This is a genomic window from Campylobacter concisus, from assembly GCF_902460895.1.
Classification (GTDB): domain Bacteria; phylum Campylobacterota; class Campylobacteria; order Campylobacterales; family Campylobacteraceae; genus Campylobacter_A; species Campylobacter_A concisus_BC.
The window spans coordinates 105,162-126,878 of the sequence record NZ_CABPVL010000003.1; the positions used below are offsets into that span (position 1 = coordinate 105,162).

Here is a 21,717-nt window from a genome sequence, read left to right on the forward strand (position 1 = left end):
ATGTAAATTTCTGTCATTACGCTAAATTTAAACAAATTTTAATAGATAAATGCCGATAATTAGGGCATTAAATCACCTTAAAGGATAGACATGAAAAAGATCTTTGCTCTTTTACTGACAGCTTTTGTTGCTCTTTGTGCAAATGAGCTAAAATTTGGTACAGCGGCAAACTACCCGCCATTTGAATACATCGATGAAAACAACAAAATAACAGGCTTTGACATCGATCTTATAGATGAAATTTCAAAGCGTGCTGGTTTTTCATATAAGATAGTAAATATGAGCTTCGATGGCCTCATCCCAGCGCTTAAAGCTGGCAAGATAAATGGCATCATAAGTGCGATGAGTGCGACTCCTGATAGACTAAAGTCGATTGATTTTACAAAGCCATACTACCTAACTGAAAACATCTACCTAAAGAAAAAAGGCAACGACGCTTTAAAAGCTAAAGAGGAGCTAGCTGGCAAAAAAGTAGGCGTGCAACAAGGCACCATCCAAGAGCTAGCTGCAAATGCGATAAATGGCGCAAAAGTAGTGCCTTCAGAAGATACTGTGCCACTCATCATGGGGCTAAAAGTTGGCAAATTTGACGCGGTTATCCTTGATAGCTCGATAGGCTATGGCTTTATCAAGAAAAACCCTGAAGTAGAGGCGTTTTTCAAAGAGGTTGATGGTAGCGAGGGCTTTTCAATAGCTTTTGACAAAAATAAAGAGAGTGAGCTTATCGCTAAGATAAATCAAATTTTAGATGAGATGAAAAAAGACGGCAGCTACGACGCACTGCTTAAAAAATACGAACTAAAATAACACCTCCCAACTAGCCTGCAAATTTAGCAGGCTAGCTTTATCTTGCATTTTAAAATTTATACTAAAATCCGCTTTTACATAGAAATTTAAAGGACGGATTATGAGAAAAATTCTGCTACTTTTGTGCCTAGCACTTAGTCTCTTTGCCTTGCAAAATGACAAGGATATGCTAAGTGGCGAGCTAAAAAACGGGCTTAAATACTACATAAAAGAGAATAAACTCCCGCAAAATACAGCTATCTTTTACCTAGTCGTAAACTCAGGCTCTACTGATGAGAAAGACGGCGAGCAGGGGCTTGCACACTTTTTGGAGCACATGGCGTTTAATGGTAGCCGTGACTTTAGCAAAAATGAGCTCATTAAACAGCTTGAGAGTCTTGGGGTTAAATTTGGCGCTGATCTAAACGCGCAAACGAGCTATGATCAGACGAGCTACACGCTAAGCATAAATGTAAATGAGAAAAATTTAAAGGACGTTTTCAAGGTCTTTTCAAACTGGATCGATGGCGTGAAGATCGACGCAGGCGAGCTTGATAAGGAGCGAGGCGTCATAATGGAGGAGGAGCGCCAGCGAAACACGCCAGCATATAGGCTCTATCTTGCCCAAAGCAAGGACATCTTTGCTGGCAGCATCTATCAAAAAAGAGTGCCTATAGGCGATATGAACGTGATAAAAAGCGTAGATGCTAAGCACATGCAAGAGTTTTACGAGAGGCTTTATCAGCCAAGATTTATGAGCTTTGTAGCAGTTGGCGACTTTGATAAAAATGAGATAAAAGCTCTGATAGAAAAAAGCTTTAGCGCAGCAAAAAACAGCAACTCATACGTTCATCCAGATAAAAGCATCGCTTTTAAAGATGGGCTAAACGTCTTTAACTACGACGCAAACGAGACGGCGGCTCAGTTTGTAAGACTTAGCTTTTTTGATAAATTTAAGCCAGTCTTGGATGAGGCTGATGTGAAGAGAAATTTAAAAGATGCGCTAATAGCAAGCCTTATAAATATGCTTTATGAGCAAAAAAATGCAAATAATTCATCAAATTTAAGCGTTGATTTTATGGCGCAAACGCTTCAAGCAAAGCAAAAAATTTATAGTTTTGAGGCAAATGTGATCGGAGATGATTTTAACGCCAGCCTTAAAGATATGTTAAGCGTTTTAAAGGGCATTGAGAAATTTGGCTTTAATAAAGGCGATTTTGCCGATGTGAAAAAGGCGTTTGTGGCAAATGTAGAGGCTAAATTTAAACGCTCAAAAACTAAAAAATCAAGCGTTTATGCAGGTGAAATTTTAAATATGATCGAAAATGGCGGCTTTGTGCTAAGCGATGAAGATAGCAAAAACCTTAGCCTAAAGCTCTTAAATGAGATCACGCTAGAGGATGTTAATGCTAGATTTAGGCAAATTTTAGCCATACCTGATGAGCGCGTGAGGGTCTTTAGCAAAGATGGCTTTAAACTTAGCAAAGATGCCTTTTTAAAGCTAAAAGATGAAGCAAAACCTTACGATACAAATTTAGCTAACCAGAGCCTAAATAAGAGCCTTGGCAATGAAAATTTAGAGCCAAAAGATATAGTCTCTAGCGAATTTGATCAAAAGCATGGCATCTATACTTATAAGCTGCCAAATGGCTCGCAAGTCATCTTTAAGCCACTAGCCACCAAAAAAGATAGCATCTTGTTTGCGGCCATTAGCAAGGGCGGTACTTCAGATCTTGCTGATCCTAAGCTTGGCGGCTTTGCGGTTGCGCTCACAAATGAAAGTGGCGTTGGCAAATTTAACAACTACGAGCTTTCAAAGGTGCTAAACGACAAGATAGTAAGCTACGAAAAGAGCATAGAGGAGCTTATGCAGGGCTTTTACGGCTCATCTAGCACGGGCGATCTTGACTCGCTAATGGCTGTTATAAATTTAGAGTTTAACTCCCCAAGAGCCGATGCAAACGTGCTTGAGAGGATAAAACAAAGAGCAAAAGATGAGCTAGCTAAAGAGCAAAATTTACCTGAATATAAATTTAGCACCGAATTTAGTAAGTTTTTTTACGAAAATAATAGGCGTGTAGCGCCCATTGAGATGGCTCAGATTGATGCGCTAAAGCTAAATGAGCTAAAAGAGATTATCAAAGATAAATTTACAAACGCAGCCTCATACACCTTCGTAATCATCGGCGACACCGACGAGGAGAGGCTTTTGCCACTTGTTAAAAAGTATATCGCTACCTTGCCAAAGCTTGGCGAGGCTGAAAATTTTAAAGATGATGGCGTGCGAAGCATCAAGGGAGAGCACACCTTTAAAAGGGAGTATCAAAGCACAAAAAGAAGCGATGTGAGCGTGGATATCGTAAATTTAGATACAAAATACAGCTTCAAAGAGGTGGTCAAACTAAGAGCGCTAAGCTCGGTCCTAAAAACGGCGCTTCGTGAAAAGATCAGAGAGGACAAAGGCCAAACATACGGCTTTAGCCTAAACGCTAGGCTCGCTCGCTATCCGTATGAGCACTCAAAGGCGGTGATCGGCTTTACTTGCGACCCTGCAAACACGGACAAGATCATCGCCGAGATAAAAGAGATAATAGCTAGCATTAAGCGTGATGGCGCGCTCTTGCCAAAGCATTTGGAGGATTTTAAGGCGCAGAGTGAAATTTCTATAAAAAAAGACTACGAAAAGCCTGAGTTTTGGCAAAATCTCATCATCTCAAATAAAATTTTTAACACGCCACTTTACACGGCTGATGAGTATATAGATGCGGTCAAAACGCTCACAAATGACGACATCAAAGAGGCTGCTAGGCTATATCTTGATGAGAAAAATATGGTGATAAGTATAAATAATCCGAAGTAGGAATTTTTTGGGCTAGGCTGGCTGGTTCTTTAAATTTAAGCCCGAGTAGATTTTTTTGGAGTTAAACTGGCTCTTAAAATTTAAACCCGAGTAGAAATTTAGAGAGCTAAGCTAGTCTCAAGAAATTTAAACTTAAGCAGAAATTTGAGTAGCAAAGCCAGCCTCCAGAAATTTAGCTCTAAATAAAAATTTAGTTTGCTAGGCTAGCTCTTTAAATTTAAGCCCGAGTAGATTTTTTGGGAGTTAAACAGGCTTTTTAAATTTAAACCTGAGTAGAAATTTTAAGAACCAAGCCAGCCCCCAAAATTTAAACTTAAAGCTAAGCCAGTATATCCTTTGGCTTTAGCTTGTTTAGCTTTTGCACTAGATCATCAAAGCTTGCGCCATTTTCGACCTCGCGCCTGATAAATTCCTCAAAAAACTCACGTTTTATGTCTTTATCCGTGTAAGTCACGCTCTTTTTGGTAACTTGCATAGGCTTAAATTTCTCTTCTTCTATATCCTCATCGCCATCTTCCCTAACTGGCACAAGAGCGATATTTTGCAGCACATCAGCGATATTTTCGCCCTTTTCATAACTTGTTTTTAGAAATTTCAAAAACTCATCTTTGCTGTTTTTATCAGCGTAGCTTACACGCTGTAGCATCGCTTGACCTAAGATATCTATGCGCTTCTTAGCCGATGTTTGCTCGTATTGCAAAGCCCCGTCTTTAAAAGAAATTTTCACATTTGCATGTTCGCCAAGTATCCTTTCGGCGGTAAATTCCAGCCATTTGTCTTTAAATTCATCTATGCTTAGATCAGAATCTAGCAAATTTCTAGCTTCAGGGCTTAGATGAAGCGCGCCATTATTTTGATTGATTATGATGCCAAGAGCGTCGGTGGCATTAGCGGATATGTGATAGGTTTTGTTAAACTCATCTACGCTAAAGCCGTTTTTCTCGCTGGTTAGGATGGAATTTAACCTCCAAAGCTTCGTGCTATCAACGAAATTTTTAAGGCTAGCCACTTCATCTTTACTCATAGAACTATCGATGCCATTTATCTTGCCCCAGATAGAAATTTTATCATTTGACGAGTAGCCAGAAAGCGATAGATGCTTGAAGTCTAGAGAATTAGGAGAAATTTTTACCTTGCCTAAATTTGCGATAGTCGTTGGCTGTTTATTAAAAGCGTCTTGATAGTTAAAGCTTTGATTAAATCCATTTAGCGCATTTATCATGTCAAATCCTTTAACACTATATCGGCAAATGGATTTAAATTTTAAGTGGGATTATTTTTTATTGCGGTATTTTTCAAAAATGGCGATCATTTGGTGCGAGTCTTGCGCGACTTTGAGCTTGTTTGGGTTTTTGCTAAGCAGCTCTTCTCTTAGGGCGTCGATAAATTCCTTGTCCTTTTTGCAGGCTTCAAGGCTCACACGCCCTCTAAGTATAGCCATAAACATAATATCGGCAGTCGCGTTTATCATCTCAAGCATCTTTTCTTCGCTCATTTTTCTAAATTTTGCCCCTTTTTAAGCAAATATTATTCCTTTGTGCTTATAAAATTTATTATTTTTACCTCTTGGCTCTCTTTGCAAGCCTCCAGAGCAGCTGCGTTTTTCACCATGTGAGCGCTCTTCATATGCTCTTTTTGGCTTTCTAAATTTTCCCAGCTCTCCATAAAGCAGTATTCGCTTTTAGTGCCTGCAACTACGCCGCACTCGTAGCTTATGCAGCCTTTGTCTTTTCTTGAAGCTGGCACGATCTCTTTTAAAATTTCTTCAAATTTCGCCTCACATCCAGCTTTTAACTTTACATTTACATAAAATCCTACCATTTGCCTATCCTTTAATATTTTTTGGCTAAAATAACGCAATTTAGACGCAAGTTTGCGTATTACATTACAAGGCCTTTTCATGACAAGATGATACAAAATAGTAAATTTATAACTCATAAAACCAAACAAATTTAACCAAATATCGGAGAAAAAATGAAAAGACGAGACTTTTTAAAGCTAGGCGCCTTAAGCGCAGCAAGCCTTCAAGCAAAAGAACTTGACGGAGCAGCTCAGGCACTTTTTGACAAGCAAAGCGGCCTAAGTGCGAACAAATTTGGCCCATTTTATGTAAAAACTATCGCAGGTCGCGTGGTAGAGACCGAGCCATTTGAGGGTGATGCGTGCCCAAATGAGCTAAACAACGCACTTCTTGATCATATCCAAAACGAAAGCCGTGTAAAATATCCATTTGTTAGAAAGAGCTTTTTGACTGACCCAAACAACCCAAAGCCAGAGCTTCGTGGCAAAGAGGAATTTGTGCGTGTGAGCTGGGACGAGGCGATAAAGCTAAGTGCGAAAATTTTAAAAGAAAATTTTGATAAATACGGCGCTGAAGCTATCTACGGACAGGTTTATCAGTGGGGTAGCCTTGGTAAAGTTGGTCACAGCCAAAAGACCGCAAAGAGGCTACTTAACGTGCTTGGCGGATATGTAAATGAGCTTGGTGGCTACTCATACGGCGCAGCGACTGTCATCATGCCGCATATCACTGGCTTTATCGATCCAACGCTCGCACCAACAAAGTGGGAGGCTATCTTAAAAAATGCCAAAACGATCGTATTTTGGGGCACAAACCCAGTCGTTTCAAACAAGATCGCCATTGGCGTGCCACTTCACAACTCATATAAATACTACGATGAGATCAGAAAAAAAGGCGAGAGCGGCGAGATGAAAATTTATAGCGTAGACGTTTATCACAACGAAAGCGCAAGATATTTTGGCGCAAAATACCTTGAAGTCGTGCCTTGCGCTGATACGGCGATGATGATAGGTATGTGCAACTACCTTTTTGAAAAGGGGCTTTATAGCAAAGAATTTATAGAAAAATACACCGTTGGCTTTGATAAATTTAAAGAATATATGCTTGGCACAAAAGACGGGGTCAATAAAAACCTAGCTTGGGCAAGCAAAATTTGTGGCGTGAGCGAGCAAGAGCTGGCGAAATTTAGCGAGGATCTAGCCAAAAACGACTCAGTCATAGTTAGTGGCTACGCCATCCAAAGGCAAGATCACGGCGAGATGGCCTACTGGGCGCTAGTGACGCTAAATGCGATGCTTGGACACATCGGCAAAGAGGGTTGTGGCTTTGTCACAAATGACGGCATGCACAAAAACGCTGATGAAAGCTATATAGCGCCTAAACTAGCGGCTTTTGAGACGAAGGTGCCACAAAAATTTATTGATAGTGGGCTAGTGCCAAAGACTAAGGGCTACGAGCTGCCAAACTCAAGGCTCATAGACGCGCTTTTAAGCCCTGGTAAGGAGATAACTAGAAATGGCAAGAGCTACAAGCTACCAAAGATCAGAGTGATGTTTAACGCCAATGGCTCGACATTTACAAGGCATCCAGAGACTAACAGGGCGATAAAAGCTATGCAAAAAGTTAGTGCGATCATCACTTGCGAGCCATTTTGGACGAGCACGGCTAAATTTAGCGACATAGTCCTACCAGCTGCGCTTGAGTGCGAACGAACGGACATCGAGATGGCAAACTCAACAAACGAATATCTCTTTGCCATTAAGCCGCTTGTCACGCCATTTGGCGAGAGTAAAAGCGACTTCGAGATCGCAAGGCTCATCGCAAAAGAGTGGGGCAGAGAAGAGGCATTTAGTGAGGGCAAAAGCGAGCTAGAATGGGTCAAAGAAATTTACGAAGATGCCGTTAAAAAGGCTGCTGGGCTTGGGTATGAGAGCATGCCAAGCTTTGATGAGTTTTGGCAGAAGGGATATTTTAGATTTGACAAGGTCGATGAGAAAAAACGCTACTTTACAAACTACAAGAAATTCCGCGATGACCCAGTGGCAAATCCGCTAAAAACGCCATCTGGCAAGATAGAAATTTACTCTGAAACGGTCGCTGGCTTTGGCTACGATGACTGCCCACCGCATGCGACGTGGCTTGAGCCATTTGAGTGGCTGGGCGCAAAAAATAAAAAATACCCTATCGCCATCAGCGGCGCACACTCTAAATTTAGACTTCACTCGCAGCTAAATAACTCTGTGCTTCGCCATTTTAACGAGATCGCAGAGCGCGAGCCAGTGCTCATAAACCCAAAAACAGCCGAGGCTAGAGGGATAAAAATGGGTGACGTGGTGAAAATTTACAACGACAGGGGCGAAATTTTGTGTGGTGCATTTGTGACTGAGGACGTGCCACAAAACGTTGTTATCGTGAGCGAGGGCGCTTGGTACGACCCAGATGTGCCAGGCGAGAAGAGCCTTTGCTTGCATGGAAATTTAAACGTGCTCACAAAAGACGTGCCATCAAGCAAGATGAGCCAGAGCAACACCGCTCACACGAGCCTTGTCGAGGTCGAGAAATTTAAGGGCACGCCAAAGCGTGTCAGGGCGTTTGACGCACCAAAGATCGGCGCAAGAAAGGCCTAAAAGTAACACTTTGAAAATTTAAAGTGCCAAAAGCTATCCTTTTTTAAATAATTAGAGTTAAAATCTAAGAAAAAAGAAAGGATAGCTAATGAAAATCGCTGAAATAGACACTCCAGCGCTGCTCATAGACAGAGAGATAGTGCTAAAAAACTTAGACAAAATGCAAAAATATGCTGATAAATTTAACGTAAGCTTAAGACCACATACCAAAACGCACAAGATGCCATACTTTGCAAAACTGCAAGTAGAGCGCGGCGCAAAGGGCGTCACGGTGGCAAAGGTGGGCGAAGCTGAAGTGATGGCAAAAGAGGGGCTAAACGACATTTTCATCGCAAATGAGATCGTCACAAGGCAGAAATTTGCTCGCATCATAGCTCTTTTAAGATCTGGCACAAAAGTGAGCTTTGGCGTCGATAGCGTGGGCGTTTTAAGGCTCATTGATGAGGTCTTTGGCGAGGCTGGCGAGATAGCTAGGCTGCTTGTCGAGATAGAAGTTGGCGAAAACCGCTCAGGCGTCATAGAAGAGGGCGATTTTAGAGCTTTGATGGGCGCTTTTAAAGAGTGCAAAAACGCGGAATTTTGCGGTGTTTTTTCGCATGATGGTCACTCGTACAAGGCAAAAGATAAGCGTGAGTGCGAGCAAATTTTTAGGGTGGCAACCAAGAGAACGCTAAAATTTGCTGATATCGCGCGTGAGTTTGGGTATGAAAATTTTACTGTTAGCATAGGCTCGACGCCATCGCTGATAAACGACTTTGAGATACCAAAAGGCGTTACGGAGCTGCGCCCTGGCACATATATATTTATGGATGCGTCGCAGGCAAATGCTTATGGCAGCTTTGATATGAACGCCGCTAGCGTGCTTGCCACAGTGATCTCAAGGCCGACTGCGACCCGCACGATCCTTGATGCTGGGGCAAAGGCGCTAACCAAAGAGAGGCGCAGCGAGGGCTTTTGCACGACGCCTGGCATGGGGCTCATCGCAGAGCACGAGGTGTGGATAGACAGCCTATTTGACGAGCATGCGATCATCTTAAACGAGAAATTTGCAAAAAGCGTGCGCGTGGGCGATCTTGTTCGCATCTATCCAAACCACGTCTGCCCAGTGGTAAATTTATACGACTACGCCTATCTCATAAGTGGCGATGAGGTCTGCGAAAAAGTACCAGTTTTGGCAAGAGGTAAGATAGAATAAGGATTTGCCTTGGTTTTATGTAAAAACTCAAATTTTAAACTTTCACTCACTCGCAAGAATTGACTACTAAAATTTGGCTTCGCTTATAGTTTAGCTCAAATTTTAGAGCCGAAATTACTCGCTCATGAAATTTTAAAATTTGCTTGACACTTGCACGCGCAGTTTGAGTTCAAATTTTACTTTAATATCACCGAACTCTCTTGTAGTTTTTCTAGCTTTAAAATTTGCTCTTTTGGCTTTGCTTTTAGGCGCTCAAGCATCGCTATTTTTTGGGCGTAAATTTCATTAAATTCGGTCTTTATATCAAGCAAAGTTTTATTTAAAAAAGAGTTATTTGAGCACATAAGATCGTCAAATTCATAAAGGCTAAAGGCGTTTAGCATGCGCTCAAAAACCTCTTTTGCGCTTGGGATGTAGAGTGGCGTGCTCATTTGCAGGTGCGAATTTAGCGAGTTTTCGATCTTTTGCTTTAGAAAATAAACCGCAAGTTTAAGCGCATTTTCGTAGTTTGACGCAACCTTTACGTCCAGCTTTTCAAAAAAGAGCGATATCTTTTGCGTTGCCTTAAATTTGGCATTTTCATACTCTCTTAAAAAATTCTCATAGGTCCTGCCAGCGTAGGTATTTATCGATTTTGTCTCGTAGTTTGAGGCAAACTCATCAAATGGATTAAAGCTCTCATAGCGAGATTTGTAGATGAAAAGCTCATCTTCTAAACTTTTATAAAGCTCATCAAAAGCCGATATGATCTCATTTTCAAGCTCTTTTAGATCTCTTTTATAGCGTTTAAAAAATTTAGAAAAAACGACGTCTTCGTAGATGAGCTTTGAAAAGACCTCGTCCGTATCAAGGCTTATCATTTCAAAATTTTCACGCTTATAAATTTCTTTGTTTAAAAGCGTCTTTGCTGGGTTAAATTTTGTCCTAGAAAATGGCTTAAGCAGCTTAAAAACTTCGTCGCTTGCAAGCTTGATAGCCTCGCTCATATCGCTGTATCGCAGGGCGATTTTAGGCTTAAACTCCTCTTTTATCGCTTCTAGTTTTTCTTCAAGCGTGGCATTAAATTTATCCAAAATTTCATCAGCTGCGCTATAAACTTTTAGGCGGTTTTTTTGCTCGCTAATCAAAAAATTTACTATCTTTTTCGCCCTTGCTTTTATGAAATTTTCTTTAAAGCTCGCATTTAAAAATGCCTCTTTTACCGCACTTAGTGCTTTAGCGAAATTTGAGCTTTCTAGCTCGCTCTTGTTTTCATTTGCGATGCCATGGAGTGCTTGCTTTGACGAGATGGCGATGATATCTTCAAAAAGCTCGCCATAAGTTTGCCTAGCGTGCTTTAGCAAGCTTTCAAGCTCGTCAAGACTTAGCTTGTCCTTTTGGTTGATGAAGCAAAGAGCCTTTAGATCGTTTGTCCTTAAAATTTCTTCTACGCTTTCAAGCTCACTAGCCTTTGCTGCGTTATTTGCAAGGCTTAGCCAGATCGCGCCGCAGACCTTTTTTAGCGTGTTTTTGGTCTCTTTCGTATCGGCATCTCGTAGCGAGTTTAGCCCGGGCGTGTCGATGAAATTTACCTCTTTTAAAATTTCACTTGGCGCATAAAGTGTCATGCTCTTTATCTGCTCGCTCATGGCGTTTAGCTCTGCAAGCTCGCTGCTAGCTAGCAAGCTCTCGCTGCCATTTGTAAATTTCACGCTAAGAAGCGGCATCTTCGCAAATTTTAGCCGCACGGCTTTAGCGGTGACTGGTGTGAGGCCTGAGGGCAGGACGTCTGCGCCAAGAAGTGCGTTTAGGAAGGTTGATTTGCCACTTGAAAACTGACCGATGACGGCGATTAGAGGCGGCTCATTTAGAGTGTCGATTAGTAAATTTAGGCTCTCTTTTATCTCATCGCTTGCGTGCAGACTTGGATCATTTAGCTCATTTACCAGCCTTGCTAGCTCGCCCTTAAAGTCACTTGTAAAAACCTTAAAATATCTCGCCTTATAGGCATTTATGAACTCATTAAACATTTTCTAGCTCCCCTAAAAGCGAGCAAATTTCATCTTGCAAGGCGTTTTGCTCTTTTAGTTTTAAAAGTGAGTTTTGATTTTGCGAGCTAAGCTTTTCTAGCTCACGATCTAGCTCTTTTAGCCTCTTATCAAGCGTGGCTTTTTGAGCGCTTTCATAGGTTTTTATGAGGTTTAAAAGGCGGTTTTTTTCGTGGTCAGTTAAAATTTCACAAAATTGAGAGATATTTTTATCTTTTAGCAAACCCTCTTTTAAGCCTAAAAGTGCTTCACTTGCGTCACTTGAAATTTTCGCTCTAAATGCAGCTAAAAGCTCCTTAAATTCAAGCTTTACGCCCATTTGCTCTAAAAAGTCATTGATGTTAAAAATCTCATCTTTGCTCATAACATAATCATCAAAATTTAAAGCGATATTTTGCTCGCAAGCCTTTGTTTGCACTAAAGTCTCGTTTCTAGCCTCTCTCATAAGTGCCATCACACCGTCTCGAAGCGTCGTTTTTGCGATTTGCTCTAGACGCTCAAAATTTAAGCTTTGCTTTTTACTTTTGCAGTAAGCTATCTCACTTTTTACCTTGTCGTTTAGATTTTGTAAAAGTGTCTCAAGCCCCATTTTATAGATATTTTTGGTGTTGCTACTTTCAAGTTTTGCAAGCTCATTTTGAGTTAGACTTTCAAGTTTAGAGAAATTTTCACTAAGTGCGTTTTTGACGTTTGCCTGCTCATTTTGAAGCTTTTTAAGCTCTACTTCATAAGCTTTGAGCGACAAAATTTCAGCCTTAGTAGCTTCAAGCTTGCTATTTAGAATATTTTTTAGCTCCTTTTGATACGAGCTTAAGATAAGGGCTGATTTTTTAGAATTTTTACCAAAGAGCACCTCGTAAAGATAGTCCTTAAACTCCTCTACACCGCTATTTGCAGCGCCTTCTAAGTAGCTTTTTGCACTAAGTGCAAAGTAATCAATCTCCACGCCATTTATCTGCTCGCCGATCGCTTTTTTAGTGTAGTTTAGCGTCTCGTTTAGCTCTTTGGCACTTAGCTCATCAGCGTGAGTTAGTACCACGGCAAGCCTTACGATATGCGAGTTTTCAAGGCATTTTTTCAAAAATAGTGCGTCCTTTTGCGTGGCACTTTGTGAGGCGTTCATCAGGTGAGCTAAAAGGTCGCACTCTCTCATAAAATTTGTAGTGATCTGCTCTCTTAAAACCACCGCATCATCGATGCCTGGCGTGTCTATGATGCAGACATTGTCCTTTAAAAGCTCCAATTCGTCATAAAGCTCGACACTTTTTACAAGATTTGCTGTTTTTGAGCTTGAAGATGTATAGTTTTTTATCTCGTCTATGCCGATATCTACACTTTTGCTTGGTAAATTTTCGCTTGGTACGCCAAGTGCTAAAAGCTCATCTAAGGTGTAAAAATTTACCCTCGCAAAGCTATCTTTGGAGTATTTTAAAATGGTTAAATTTATCGTTTCTGGCACGTTTGAAGCGCCAAGGACGGATTTGTTTAAAAGGGCATTTAAAAGGGTTGATTTGCCAGAGTTTATGACGCCACTTGCAGCTATGTTAAAAAGCGTTTCGTTTGATCTTTTTTTGGCTGCTACAAGCGCCTCTAAAAATGTTTTTTCGTTATCAAGCAAGCTGGCTTTTTCGTTTATCTCGTTTAAAAAGTCTAGGTTTTTATGGAAGTGATCTTTTGGCTTTGTATGAGAAATTTTAGCCTCATTAGCGCCCTTGTTTTTGCTTATGATCTTTTCTAAAAAGGTAAATTTCTCATCATCTATGATCTTTTCATCACGCAATATTTCTAGATATTTTACTATCTCATCGCTTGAAATTTTAGCCTCGTTTAGTGCCTTAAGAGTCGCAAGCTGCGCACTTTGTATGCTAAATATATCAAGCTCGATTTTAAGCCTTTTTAGCACCGCTCTAAACTCATCAAGCGCCATAAACTGATCTAAATTTCTCTCGTCACAAACTAGAAGAAGAGCTAGCAGATCTGGGTAAAATGGCACGCTAGCAGCAGCATTTGTATAAATTTTATTTGCACGCCAAGCCTGTTTTAAAAACTCATCCATAAAGACTCTTTTTGTTGATATTTTGGGATTTTATTAAATTTTTACTTATGAAGCTATCAAAAAATGAGGATGGCGCTCAAGCAAAAAGATATAAGAAAACTTCACACAGATACAAAAAATAGTATCAAAAAAGCACCGAGTTTTAGTTACAAGTAAAATACAACTTTAATTTCTAAAATAGCTAATTTGCTCTTGCAAATAAGTGAGAGCATTGCTTTTAAAATGTAATACTTTTAAACTTAAAGATATTTGTTTTAGTAGCAAAATTTATCTTGCATAAAACATCGCAACCAAACCGCGGTTTATATCTTTTGTATCACCGTCATCTATCTTTGTAACCTTTGAGATGCTCACACTTTTATCGTTATTTATTGTGAAAGTGAGCTCAATAACTCTCTCATTTATCTTTTTAGTATTTTCACCAAAATAGATCACTTCTGGCTCTTTTTGCGAGTAGTAGGCGGCATATTTGCTTTGGGCTACGACGTTGTCAAAGACCCATTTTTGTTTGATATCTAAAATTTGAGCAAGCTCGTTTTTAAACTCAAGGTCACAGCTAACAGAGGCTAGGTAGCCAGCACTTTCTTTTGTCGGATCAAATTTACAGTGCTTGTTTGCGGTGGATAAAATAGTCTCTTTGTCTATGCTTTTGCCGTCCTTTAATATGCTATTTGCGCTATCAAGTGCTAGCTCAAGGCTGTTATCAACTCTTTTTTGCTGAGCAGCTTTGGCATTATTTAGAGCTTTTATGTAGCCGCTATTTTTTCTTTCAAACTCATCTTCAAGTACATTTTTCCCCACCACGCAGCTTACTTTAACCACTTTTTTATCGTCGCTACTGATGTCTTGCCACTGTGTGCTTGTACAGCCTTTAAAGCTATCTATCGCTGAGCCTATTGTTATTGATTTATTACCTTTTAAAATGTAGTTTTTAACAATGCCTATGTTGCTTTCCTTGCAGCCCACTAATAATAAAAGTGCGCTAAATCCTAGAAATAGAGCCTTTTTCATCATTTTACCTTTTTGTAAATTTGACAAAATAGTACCAAACTAAAGTTTAAATTATTATGATTTTATTAAAATAAATTACATAAATATAATTTATTAAAATAATTTTAGAAAAATTAAGAAAAAATAAATTTTATAAATGAATAATTCTAGCGGTCGATTCTTGCTAGCAGTGAGAGTTTTAAATTTGCAAAATATAGATTTACAATTTAAATTTTTACCTATGCAATATGTGTTTTTGCTAAATTTCAAAACAAATTTTTGCTAAAACCAGCTTAGGCTTAGAAATTTAGCTCAATTATCTTTTGTAAATTTTTGATATTTTCTTTGATGTTACCATCTTTGTAGATCGCTGAGATGACGGCGATGAGATCAGGTTTGGCATGAGAGAGCGAGCCGATATTTGTCTCATTTATGCCACCTATCACGCAAACAGGTAGGTTTAAAATTTGCTTTGCTTCTTTAACTACTTCAAGCCCACATTTTGGGGCATTTGGCTTTGTGGGGCTTGTAAAAAGAGAGCCAAAAGCAACGTAGCTAGCACCATTTTTAGTGGCATTTATGGCTAAATTTATATCATTATAACAGCTAACGCCCACATATGCGTCTTTGCCTAAAATCTCAAACGCCTCTTTTATGCCCTCGTCCTCTTTGCCTAGATGAACGGCCTTTGCGCCTATCTTTTTAGCAAATTTGACATAGTCATTTACTATAAATTTCGCACCAAATTTCTCACATAAATTTAAAATTTCACTCGCAAGCTTCTCATTTTTGACCGCTTTTTTTGACCTAAACTGAAAAAATTTAACCCCGCACTCCAAAATCTCTCTTGCGTACTCCAAAGCCAAATTTTCAGGCATTAAAATATCATCGCTAATAGCGTAAATTTCAGCCATTAAGCCCTGCTTTATGATCTATAAGCCGTGCGCCAAATTTACTTTTATGAGCATTTTTTATCCCATTTGCCACAAATTTTTTAGCCATTTTTATGGCGCTTACTAGATCACTTTGCTGCGCTAAAATGGCCGCTAGCGAGCTTGAGAAGCTACAACCAGCGCCGTGCATCACTCTAGGCTCAAAAAGCTCCTCGCTAAATTTCATAGCGTCACCATTTTTTAGATAGAGCGTATCCTCGCAAATTTCATCAACCTTCGTTCGCTTTAGCACCATATCGCAAGGCAAATTTGTAAAATTAATACCCAAAATCCTAGCCTCATCTACATTTGGCGTGGCGACACTTGCAAGGTTTAAAAGCTCTTTTAGCGCCTCGATCGCCCCATCTTCTAGCAGTTTTGCACCTGACTTTGCCACACAAACTGGGTCTATGACAACTGGCACATTTTTAGCTCTTAACTCCTTTAAAAACTCGCTTACAACGGCTATTATCTCCTCATTAAAGAGCATGCCAACCTTCACAGCGTCTATATCAAGCTCAGCTAACACCATCTCAAACTGCGTTTTCACCATCTTTGCTGGCATAGCAAGCACGCTGCTAACGCCATTTGTATTTTGCGCGGTCACGGCTGTGATGACGCTTGCGCTAAAGCAGCCAAACGCCTCGCAACTTTTTATATCCGCCTGCACTCCTGCACCACCGACGCTGTCGCTTCCAGCAACTATCAAAACATTTTTTTTACTCACCCACACACCCACTTATCTCTTTTACGTCAAAAGGGTCTTTGACCTGCCATGAAAGTGCGTATTTCTCGATACTTTTCTTGATCGCACTCACCAAATAATCAATATCCTCAAAGGTATGCGTATAGTGCAGGCTAACCCTCACCCAGCCTGGCTTGTGGGTGAAATTTGGATCCTCTTTTAGCCCCAAAAGGTCGTGTCCGTACGAGCCTGCGCACGAGCAGCCAGCACGTGTTTGTATGCCATACTCTTTGCTTAAAATTTTTGAAAGCTCGTATGGAGCTACGTTTTTTACATTAAATGAAAAAATGGCAAGCCGCTTTAAATTTGGCGGGCAGTAGCTTATAAGCTCTGGGATTTCTCTTAGCCTTTGGCAAAGATAGTCGCTAAGCTCGCTCTCGTTTTCATAGATAGTAGCAAGCCCTATCTCTTCTCTTAGCCTGTAGGCTAAATTTGCACGTATAAGCCCCAAAATAGGCGGTGTGCCAGCCTCTTCAAGTGCCTCTTGATCCTTTAAAAATATATGGTAGTTTTTGCTCACGTAGCTTACCGTGCCACCGCCTGCAAAGCTTGGCACATCGTCATTTGCTAGCACTTTTTTGATGGCTAGTAGCCCACAACTGCCAACTCCGCCAAGAAGCTTGTGCGGCGAGATAAAAAGAGCGTCAAAATAGTCGCAGTCTAAATTTGCATAAGCACTAAGGCTCGCCACGTCAAATGCCACGATACCGCCAAATTTCTTCACCATCGTGTAAATTTGCTTGTAGTCGCTTATGACGCCTGTGACATTTGAGGCTGCGCTAAAGCTAGCGATGATCTCACGCCCTTGGTTTATCTTTAAAATTTGCTCCAAATGCCCAAAATTTATACCACCATCTTTTGCCAGCCTTATGCGCTCAACCTCGCAAAGTGCCTCTTTAAAGCTCACCTCATTTGAGTGGTGCTCGTAAGGGCCAAGTATGACTAGCGGCGAGTCGTTGTTTGGCTTTAGATCAAACCTTCTTTTAGCAGCTGGAGGCACGTAAAGCCCCAAAAGCTCTTGAAATTTCTTGATCGCACCAGTCGCGCCATATCCAGTGGCTATGAGATAAAACCTATCATCAAGCCCAAGCGCGCGCTTTAGCTCGCTTCTAGCGTTATCATATAAAAGCTGCGTTTTATAGGCGTTTGAGGATGTTAGCGAGTGGGTGTTGGCGTAGGTTTTTAAGATATCAGCGACCTCGTCCTCGATAGGCTTATACGCAAGTCCTGAGGCGGTGTAGTCGAAATAATGTATCCCTTTTTTTAAAATAATATCTCTTCTAATGTGCTCTAAATTTACCAACTTTAGCCTTTTAGTTTTTGCGTGATTATAATTAAAATTTTCTAAAAATATGCTACAATCCGCCACACAAAGGATACGAAATTTTAGCCATAAAATCGACATTTGAGCGGATGAAGCACCTTGGTATTGCTGAAGTTATAAAATTTCATCTTGTTTTTGATGACTTTTTATTAAAGGGCTCATACTACGATGTTTTTGAGGCGATCAAGGCTGAAATTTTAGATGATTATAAAAATTTGATGGCTAGGTTTTACTTTGACGAGGACAGCGACGAGGCCATCAAAATGGCTCTAATTAAGCTAGCTAGAAGCGACAGAAAGAAATTTAGCGTAAATAAAATTTTACCCCAAAGCATGACAAATAGGGTCTATGCAAAGCTTTTTAGTAAGGATTTTTTAGTGCTTGAAAAGAGCCAAGAAAAGCCACGAGTAAAAAACAAACGCCAAATTTTAAAAAAGAGCGAGCGAGCTTATAAGATAGAGGATAAAATTCACTTCAACAGCCATTTTTCAAGGTTTTGGTTTAGATTTATCGAGCCAAATTTAAGCCTTTTAAAAGAGGGTAGGAGTGAAGAAATTTTAGAGCTTATAAGAAAAGAATTTGATGAATACGCAAGCCTTGGCTTTGAGCTTTTAAGTGGCGAGCTAATGGCTAAAAAGCTTGGGTTTGATGGCATTTTGCTAAGCTCATTTTGGAGCAAAAATATAGAGTTAGACATGCTTTTTAGCATAAATGGCAAGATAATAGTCGGCGAGGCAAAGTATAAAGAGCGAAAAATTTGCAAAAATGTCTTAAATTTAGTCCTTCACAAGTGCGAAAGACTAGGCATAAAGCCTGATATCGTGGCGCTTTTTTCAAAAAGTGGCTTTAGCAACGAGCTTTTGGGCTTAAAAGATGAGCGGCTTAGGCTTTATGAGATAAAAGATTATGAGGAGTTGCTGTGAGTGATATCGATATACAAAATGGCCTAAAAAGCCTGATAGAGCAGACCTATCTGATAGAGCGAGAGTATAAAAATTTGACCGCTTCTTATATGGGCTTGCAAGGTTTTATAAAAGATATCGTAGAAATTTTGCCAAATGCCATTTGGGTGCTTGATGAAAATGATGAAATTTTCTTGCAAAACTCAGAGGCGCAAAAGCTTGGCAAAGCGCTAAATTTCGTCCCAAAAGATGAGGGCGAGCTAAACTTTGGCTCACAAATTTATCTAGTCAAAAAGGTGATCAAAGATGACAAAAAGATCATCTCAGCTACCGACATAACGCAGGAAAAACGCACCGAGCGCCTAGCCTCGATGGGTCAAGTAGCAGCGCACCTGGCTCACGAGATAAGAAACCCCATAGGCTCTATCTCGCTTTTAAATTCCACCCTTTTAAAAAGGGCTGAGCCAAAAATTTTGCCTATCGTCGAGCAGATACAAAAGGGAATTTGGCGAGTTGAGCGCATCATCAAAGCCACACTTCTTTTTACAAAAGGGCTTAGTATCACGCCAAGGGAATTTAACTTTTTAGATATCAAAAGCGAGTGCGAGGAGGCGCTTAAATTTTATGAATATTCAAAAGATATAAATTTTGAGCTAAATTTTCCTGACGCCCTTTATAGTGGCGACTTTGACCTCATCGCGATGGTCTTTCAAAACATTTTATTTAACGCCATAGACGCCATCGAAGAGGACGAAAACGACGAAGGTGTGGTGAGACTAAGCTACGAAAAGACGCCAAATGAACATAAATTTATAGTCTATGACAGCGGAGTTTCTATAAAAAATGAAAACATCGTCTTTGAGCCATTTAAGACGAGCAAACTAAAGGGCAATGGCCTAGGACTGCACCTTTGCCTGCAGATCATCGAGGCGCACAAGGGCAGCATAGAGATAACCCTTGAGCCAAAGACATTTTGTATAAATTTACCTATAAAGGAGAAGTGATGAGTGAAATTTTAGATGAGCTAAATGCGTGGCAAAATGGCCTAAGAGCGCTTAAATTTAGTGAAATTTTTAAAAATGGCAGCGAAAAAGTGGTCTTTATAAGCGTTGATATGATAAATGGCTTTTGCTGTGAAGGCGCACTAGCTAGCAAGCGTGTGGGTGAGCTCTCAAAGAGCATAGCAGATACTTTTAAGCTAGCAAGGGATAAATTTGACCTTAAAAATTTCATCCTCATCCAGGATGCTCATGAGCCAAATTCAGCTGAGTTTGCGAGCTTCCCAGCTCATGCTTTAAAAGGGCAAAATGAAGCAGAGGCAGTTGATGAGCTACGAAATTTAGACTTTTTTAGTGAGATGAAGACTTTTTATAAAAACTCACTTAGTATCGCTTATTCGCAGGAGTTTAATAAATTTATAAGTAAATTTGATAGCTTTGTCATTATGGGCGACTGCACCGATATGTGCATCTATCAGCTTGTTTCTCACCTAAGACTTAGTGCAAATGAGCAAAATTTAAAAAGAGAGATCATCGTGCCAGCAAATTTAGTGCAAACTTACGACGCTCCAGGGCATAGTGGGGACTTTTACCAAAATGTATTTTTACACCACATGCAAATGGCACTAAATGCACGTGTGGTAAAAGAGCTAGAAATTTAGCCATATATTTATATTAAAAACAATTATCAAATTATAAAATTTAGCGCTTATCTATCGTATTAATATAATTAATAACGCAGATTTGCGCTAATCTTCAGACCTGTTCTTTTTAAATTTCTCTTCTTATAAAATATTTTTAGATTACATTTTTACAATGTATTTGACATTAACTATCAATATAGTTATAATCACGCTCAAATTTTAAAAATAAGAGGCATTATGGAACTTTTAAAACACAACATTGACTATATAATCATCGGTATTTTGGGCGTCATGAGCTTTTTTGTGCTTTGGTATACGATCGAGCGTATCATTTTTTACTCACGCGTCGATATAAATGGCTACAAAAACATCGAAAAGCTCGATGAGGCGCTAACAAAAAATTTAACCACACTTTACATCATCTACTCAAATGCTCCATATATCGGACTTCTTGGCACAGTTGCTGGCATCATGATCACATTTTACGACATGGGTATGGCAGGTGGCATCGATACAAAAAGTATCATGATCGGCCTATCTTTAGCGCTAAAAGCGACGGCATTTGGCCTACTTGTGGCGATCCCAACGCTTATGATCTACAACGGCTTTGTTAGAAAAGTCGATGTCATGATAAACAGATACAAGGCCGAAAATGCGTCTAAATAAAAAAGATGGGCTAAATATCGTCCCATTTATCGATATCATGCTCGTTTTGCTAGCCATCGTGCTAAGCATCTCGACCTTTATCGCCCAAGGCAAGATCGCAGTCGATCTACCAAGCGCCAAAAGCGCACAGCAAGATAAAGAGGATGAGAAAAAAGTGAGTGTTGTTATCGATAAAGATAATAAATTTTTTATAGATGATGCAGAAATTTCAGAAGATGAACTAAAAGATAAGCTAAATGCCATTGATACTAAGACTTTAGTGCAGCTAAAAAGCGACAAAAACGCTAAATTTGAGAGCTTTGTGAAGGTCATAGATATATTAAAAGAAAAGGGACACGAAAACTTTGCAATCCAAACAGTCTCTGAGTAAAATTTCAAACTATAGTGGCTTAGCAGTATCGGTGATAGTGCATGTAGCAGCGGCTTATTTTTTGCTTTCACATAACTTTAGTGAGATAAAGATAGGCGAGCAAAAACCTATAAAAATAGCTCTAAATTCATTCACTCCAGTGCCGCAAACTTCGGCTCCGCAGATAAGCGAACAAGTGCTAATACCAGAGCCAACACCTCCAGCTCCACCACCACCGCCAGAGCCACCAAAACCAGAACCTAAGCCGGAGCCAAAAGTGGAGCCAAAGCCACTGCCAAAACCAGAGCCAAAAAAGATAGAAAAGCCTAAAGCTGAACCTAAAAAAGTGGAGAAAAAGCCGCTGCCAAAGCCTGAGCCTCGCCCTGAGCCAAAAATAGAGCCAAAGGTGGAGCCAAAACCTGCTATCACTGCGCCAGCTCCTACCGCGACCCCAGCACCTGCTGTAAATTCAAATTTACCAGCAAATAATAAGTCTATTGCCTCAGCTCCAGCTCAAAAAGTAGCCCAAGAGCTAAATTTATCAAACGCGCAAAGCGATGAGGACTTTAGCAAGGTCATAGCGGCTGTGAAAAAGCATAAAAACTACCCAAATAACGCTAGAAGGATGAAGCATCAAGGCATTGTTGAAGTTAGATTTTTGCTTAAAACAGACGGCAGCATAGACGAGCTAAAGGTTACTAAAAGTTCAGGCTTTGAGTCGCTTGACAATGGTGCTTTAGAAAATGTCAAAAAAGCAAGCTCTGAGTTTCCAAAGCCAAAAGAAGCTCGCTATCTTCGCTTTCCTATAGCATTTA

The 21,717-nt window shown here is 40.0% G+C and carries 19 protein-coding genes; 10 read left to right on the forward strand and 9 right to left on the reverse strand.

Features of this window, described 5'->3' with window-relative positions:
* Nucleotides 1–90 precede the first annotated feature (90 nt).
* Together F3G98_RS06335 and F3G98_RS06340 are read left to right on the forward strand one after the other, a co-directional pair.
* Nucleotides 91–807 carry a basic amino acid ABC transporter substrate-binding protein gene (locus F3G98_RS06335; protein WP_103567719.1) on the forward strand — a complete coding sequence of 239 codons (717 nt, stop codon included), beginning with the start codon at nt 91–93 and terminating at the stop codon, nt 805–807.
* Between the two features lie 100 nt (nt 808–907).
* Nucleotides 908–3,646: a M16 family metallopeptidase gene (locus F3G98_RS06340; RefSeq protein WP_149725909.1), complete on the forward strand. Its 2,739-nt coding sequence runs from the start codon at nt 908–910 to the stop codon at nt 3,644–3,646.
* A 319-nt stretch (nt 3,647–3,965) separates the two neighbouring features.
* Here the strand turns inward: F3G98_RS06340 and F3G98_RS06345 are convergent, their stop codons facing one another.
* From F3G98_RS06345 to F3G98_RS06355, 3 genes are read right to left on the reverse strand one after another with little or no spacing between them, the layout of a single operon-like run.
* Nucleotides 3,966–4,868 (reverse strand): Cj0814-related protein, encoded by a 903-nt coding sequence (locus F3G98_RS06345; RefSeq protein WP_149725910.1) that lies wholly within the window; start codon nt 4,866–4,868, stop codon nt 3,966–3,968.
* A 51-nt stretch (nt 4,869–4,919) separates the two neighbouring features.
* Nucleotides 4,920–5,141: a hypothetical protein gene (locus F3G98_RS06350; RefSeq protein WP_002941152.1), complete on the reverse strand. Its 222-nt coding sequence runs from the start codon at nt 5,139–5,141 to the stop codon at nt 4,920–4,922.
* Between the two features lie 32 nt (nt 5,142–5,173).
* On the reverse strand, nt 5,174–5,467 hold the full coding sequence (locus tag F3G98_RS06355; RefSeq protein ID WP_103596887.1) for a putative quinol monooxygenase: 294 nt from the start codon (nt 5,465–5,467) through the stop codon (nt 5,174–5,176).
* 153 nt (nt 5,468–5,620) lie between these two features.
* On the opposite strand from F3G98_RS06355, the gene F3G98_RS06360 reads away from it, so the two are divergent.
* Both F3G98_RS06360 and F3G98_RS06365 read left to right on the forward strand, forming a co-directional pair.
* Entirely contained in the window at nt 5,621–8,074 is a 2,454-nt protein-coding gene (locus F3G98_RS06360) for a molybdopterin-dependent oxidoreductase (RefSeq protein WP_149725911.1), read from the forward strand.
* An 88-nt stretch (nt 8,075–8,162) separates the two neighbouring features.
* On the forward strand, nt 8,163–9,269 hold the full coding sequence (locus F3G98_RS06365; protein WP_149725912.1) for a D-TA family PLP-dependent enzyme: 1,107 nt from the start codon (nt 8,163–8,165) through the stop codon (nt 9,267–9,269).
* A gap of 176 nt (nt 9,270–9,445) precedes the next feature.
* Here the strand turns inward: F3G98_RS06365 and F3G98_RS06370 are convergent, their stop codons facing one another.
* The 6 genes from F3G98_RS06370 to F3G98_RS06395 form a co-directional block, all read right to left on the reverse strand.
* A complete protein-coding gene (locus F3G98_RS06370) occupies nt 9,446–11,278 on the reverse strand; it encodes a dynamin family protein (RefSeq protein ID WP_149725913.1) in 1,833 nt (610 codons plus the stop codon).
* The gene (locus F3G98_RS06375) at nt 11,271–13,352 is read right to left on the reverse strand and encodes a dynamin family protein (RefSeq protein WP_149712586.1); all 2,082 of its coding nucleotides are present in this window, start codon (nt 13,350–13,352) and stop codon (nt 11,271–11,273) included. The genes F3G98_RS06370 and F3G98_RS06375 overlap by 8 nt, the downstream gene beginning before the upstream one ends.
* Before the next feature lie 267 nt (nt 13,353–13,619).
* Complete coding sequence (locus F3G98_RS06380) at nt 13,620–14,363, reverse strand: hypothetical protein (protein WP_103608645.1); 744 nt, start codon at nt 14,361–14,363, stop codon at nt 13,620–13,622.
* Between the two features lie 278 nt (nt 14,364–14,641).
* Nucleotides 14,642–15,256, reverse strand: coding sequence for a thiamine phosphate synthase (gene thiE, locus F3G98_RS06385; protein WP_103608646.1), 615 nt, complete (start codon nt 15,254–15,256; stop codon nt 14,642–14,644).
* Complete coding sequence (gene thiD / locus F3G98_RS06390; protein ID WP_411160832.1) at nt 15,249–16,001, reverse strand: bifunctional hydroxymethylpyrimidine kinase/phosphomethylpyrimidine kinase; 753 nt, start codon at nt 15,999–16,001, stop codon at nt 15,249–15,251. The genes thiE and thiD overlap by 8 nt, the downstream gene beginning before the upstream one ends.
* A complete protein-coding gene (locus F3G98_RS06395) occupies nt 15,994–17,322 on the reverse strand; it encodes an aminotransferase class V-fold PLP-dependent enzyme (protein ID WP_103608667.1) in 1,329 nt (442 codons plus the stop codon). The genes thiD and F3G98_RS06395 overlap by 8 nt, the downstream gene beginning before the upstream one ends.
* Before the next feature lie 110 nt (nt 17,323–17,432).
* On the opposite strand from F3G98_RS06395, the gene F3G98_RS06400 reads away from it, so the two are divergent.
* The 6 genes from F3G98_RS06400 to F3G98_RS06425 all read left to right on the forward strand — a co-directional run.
* Nucleotides 17,433–18,266, forward strand: coding sequence for a DUF234 domain-containing protein (locus F3G98_RS06400; protein WP_103608647.1), 834 nt, complete (start codon nt 17,433–17,435; stop codon nt 18,264–18,266).
* Nucleotides 18,263–19,249 carry a sensor histidine kinase gene (locus tag F3G98_RS06405; protein WP_103608648.1) on the forward strand — a complete coding sequence of 329 codons (987 nt, stop codon included), beginning with the start codon at nt 18,263–18,265 and terminating at the stop codon, nt 19,247–19,249. The genes F3G98_RS06400 and F3G98_RS06405 overlap by 4 nt, the downstream gene beginning before the upstream one ends.
* Nucleotides 19,249–19,905 (forward strand): cysteine hydrolase family protein, encoded by a 657-nt coding sequence (locus F3G98_RS06410; protein WP_103608649.1) that lies wholly within the window; start codon nt 19,249–19,251, stop codon nt 19,903–19,905. Before F3G98_RS06405 ends, F3G98_RS06410 begins: the two co-directional genes overlap by 1 nt.
* Nucleotides 19,906–20,124: 219 nt before the next feature.
* The gene (exbB, locus tag F3G98_RS06415; RefSeq protein WP_035142272.1) at nt 20,125–20,553 is read left to right on the forward strand and encodes a TonB-system energizer ExbB; all 429 of its coding nucleotides are present in this window, start codon (nt 20,125–20,127) and stop codon (nt 20,551–20,553) included.
* Nucleotides 20,540–20,923, forward strand: a complete 384-nt coding sequence (gene exbD, locus F3G98_RS06420) for a TonB system transport protein ExbD (protein ID WP_103608650.1) — start codon at nt 20,540–20,542, stop codon at nt 20,921–20,923. Before exbB ends, exbD begins: the two co-directional genes overlap by 14 nt.
* A gap of 31 nt (nt 20,924–20,954) precedes the next feature.
* On the forward strand, nt 20,955–21,717 hold a 763-nt coding region (locus tag F3G98_RS06425), incomplete at its 3' end, for an energy transducer TonB (RefSeq protein WP_223231324.1).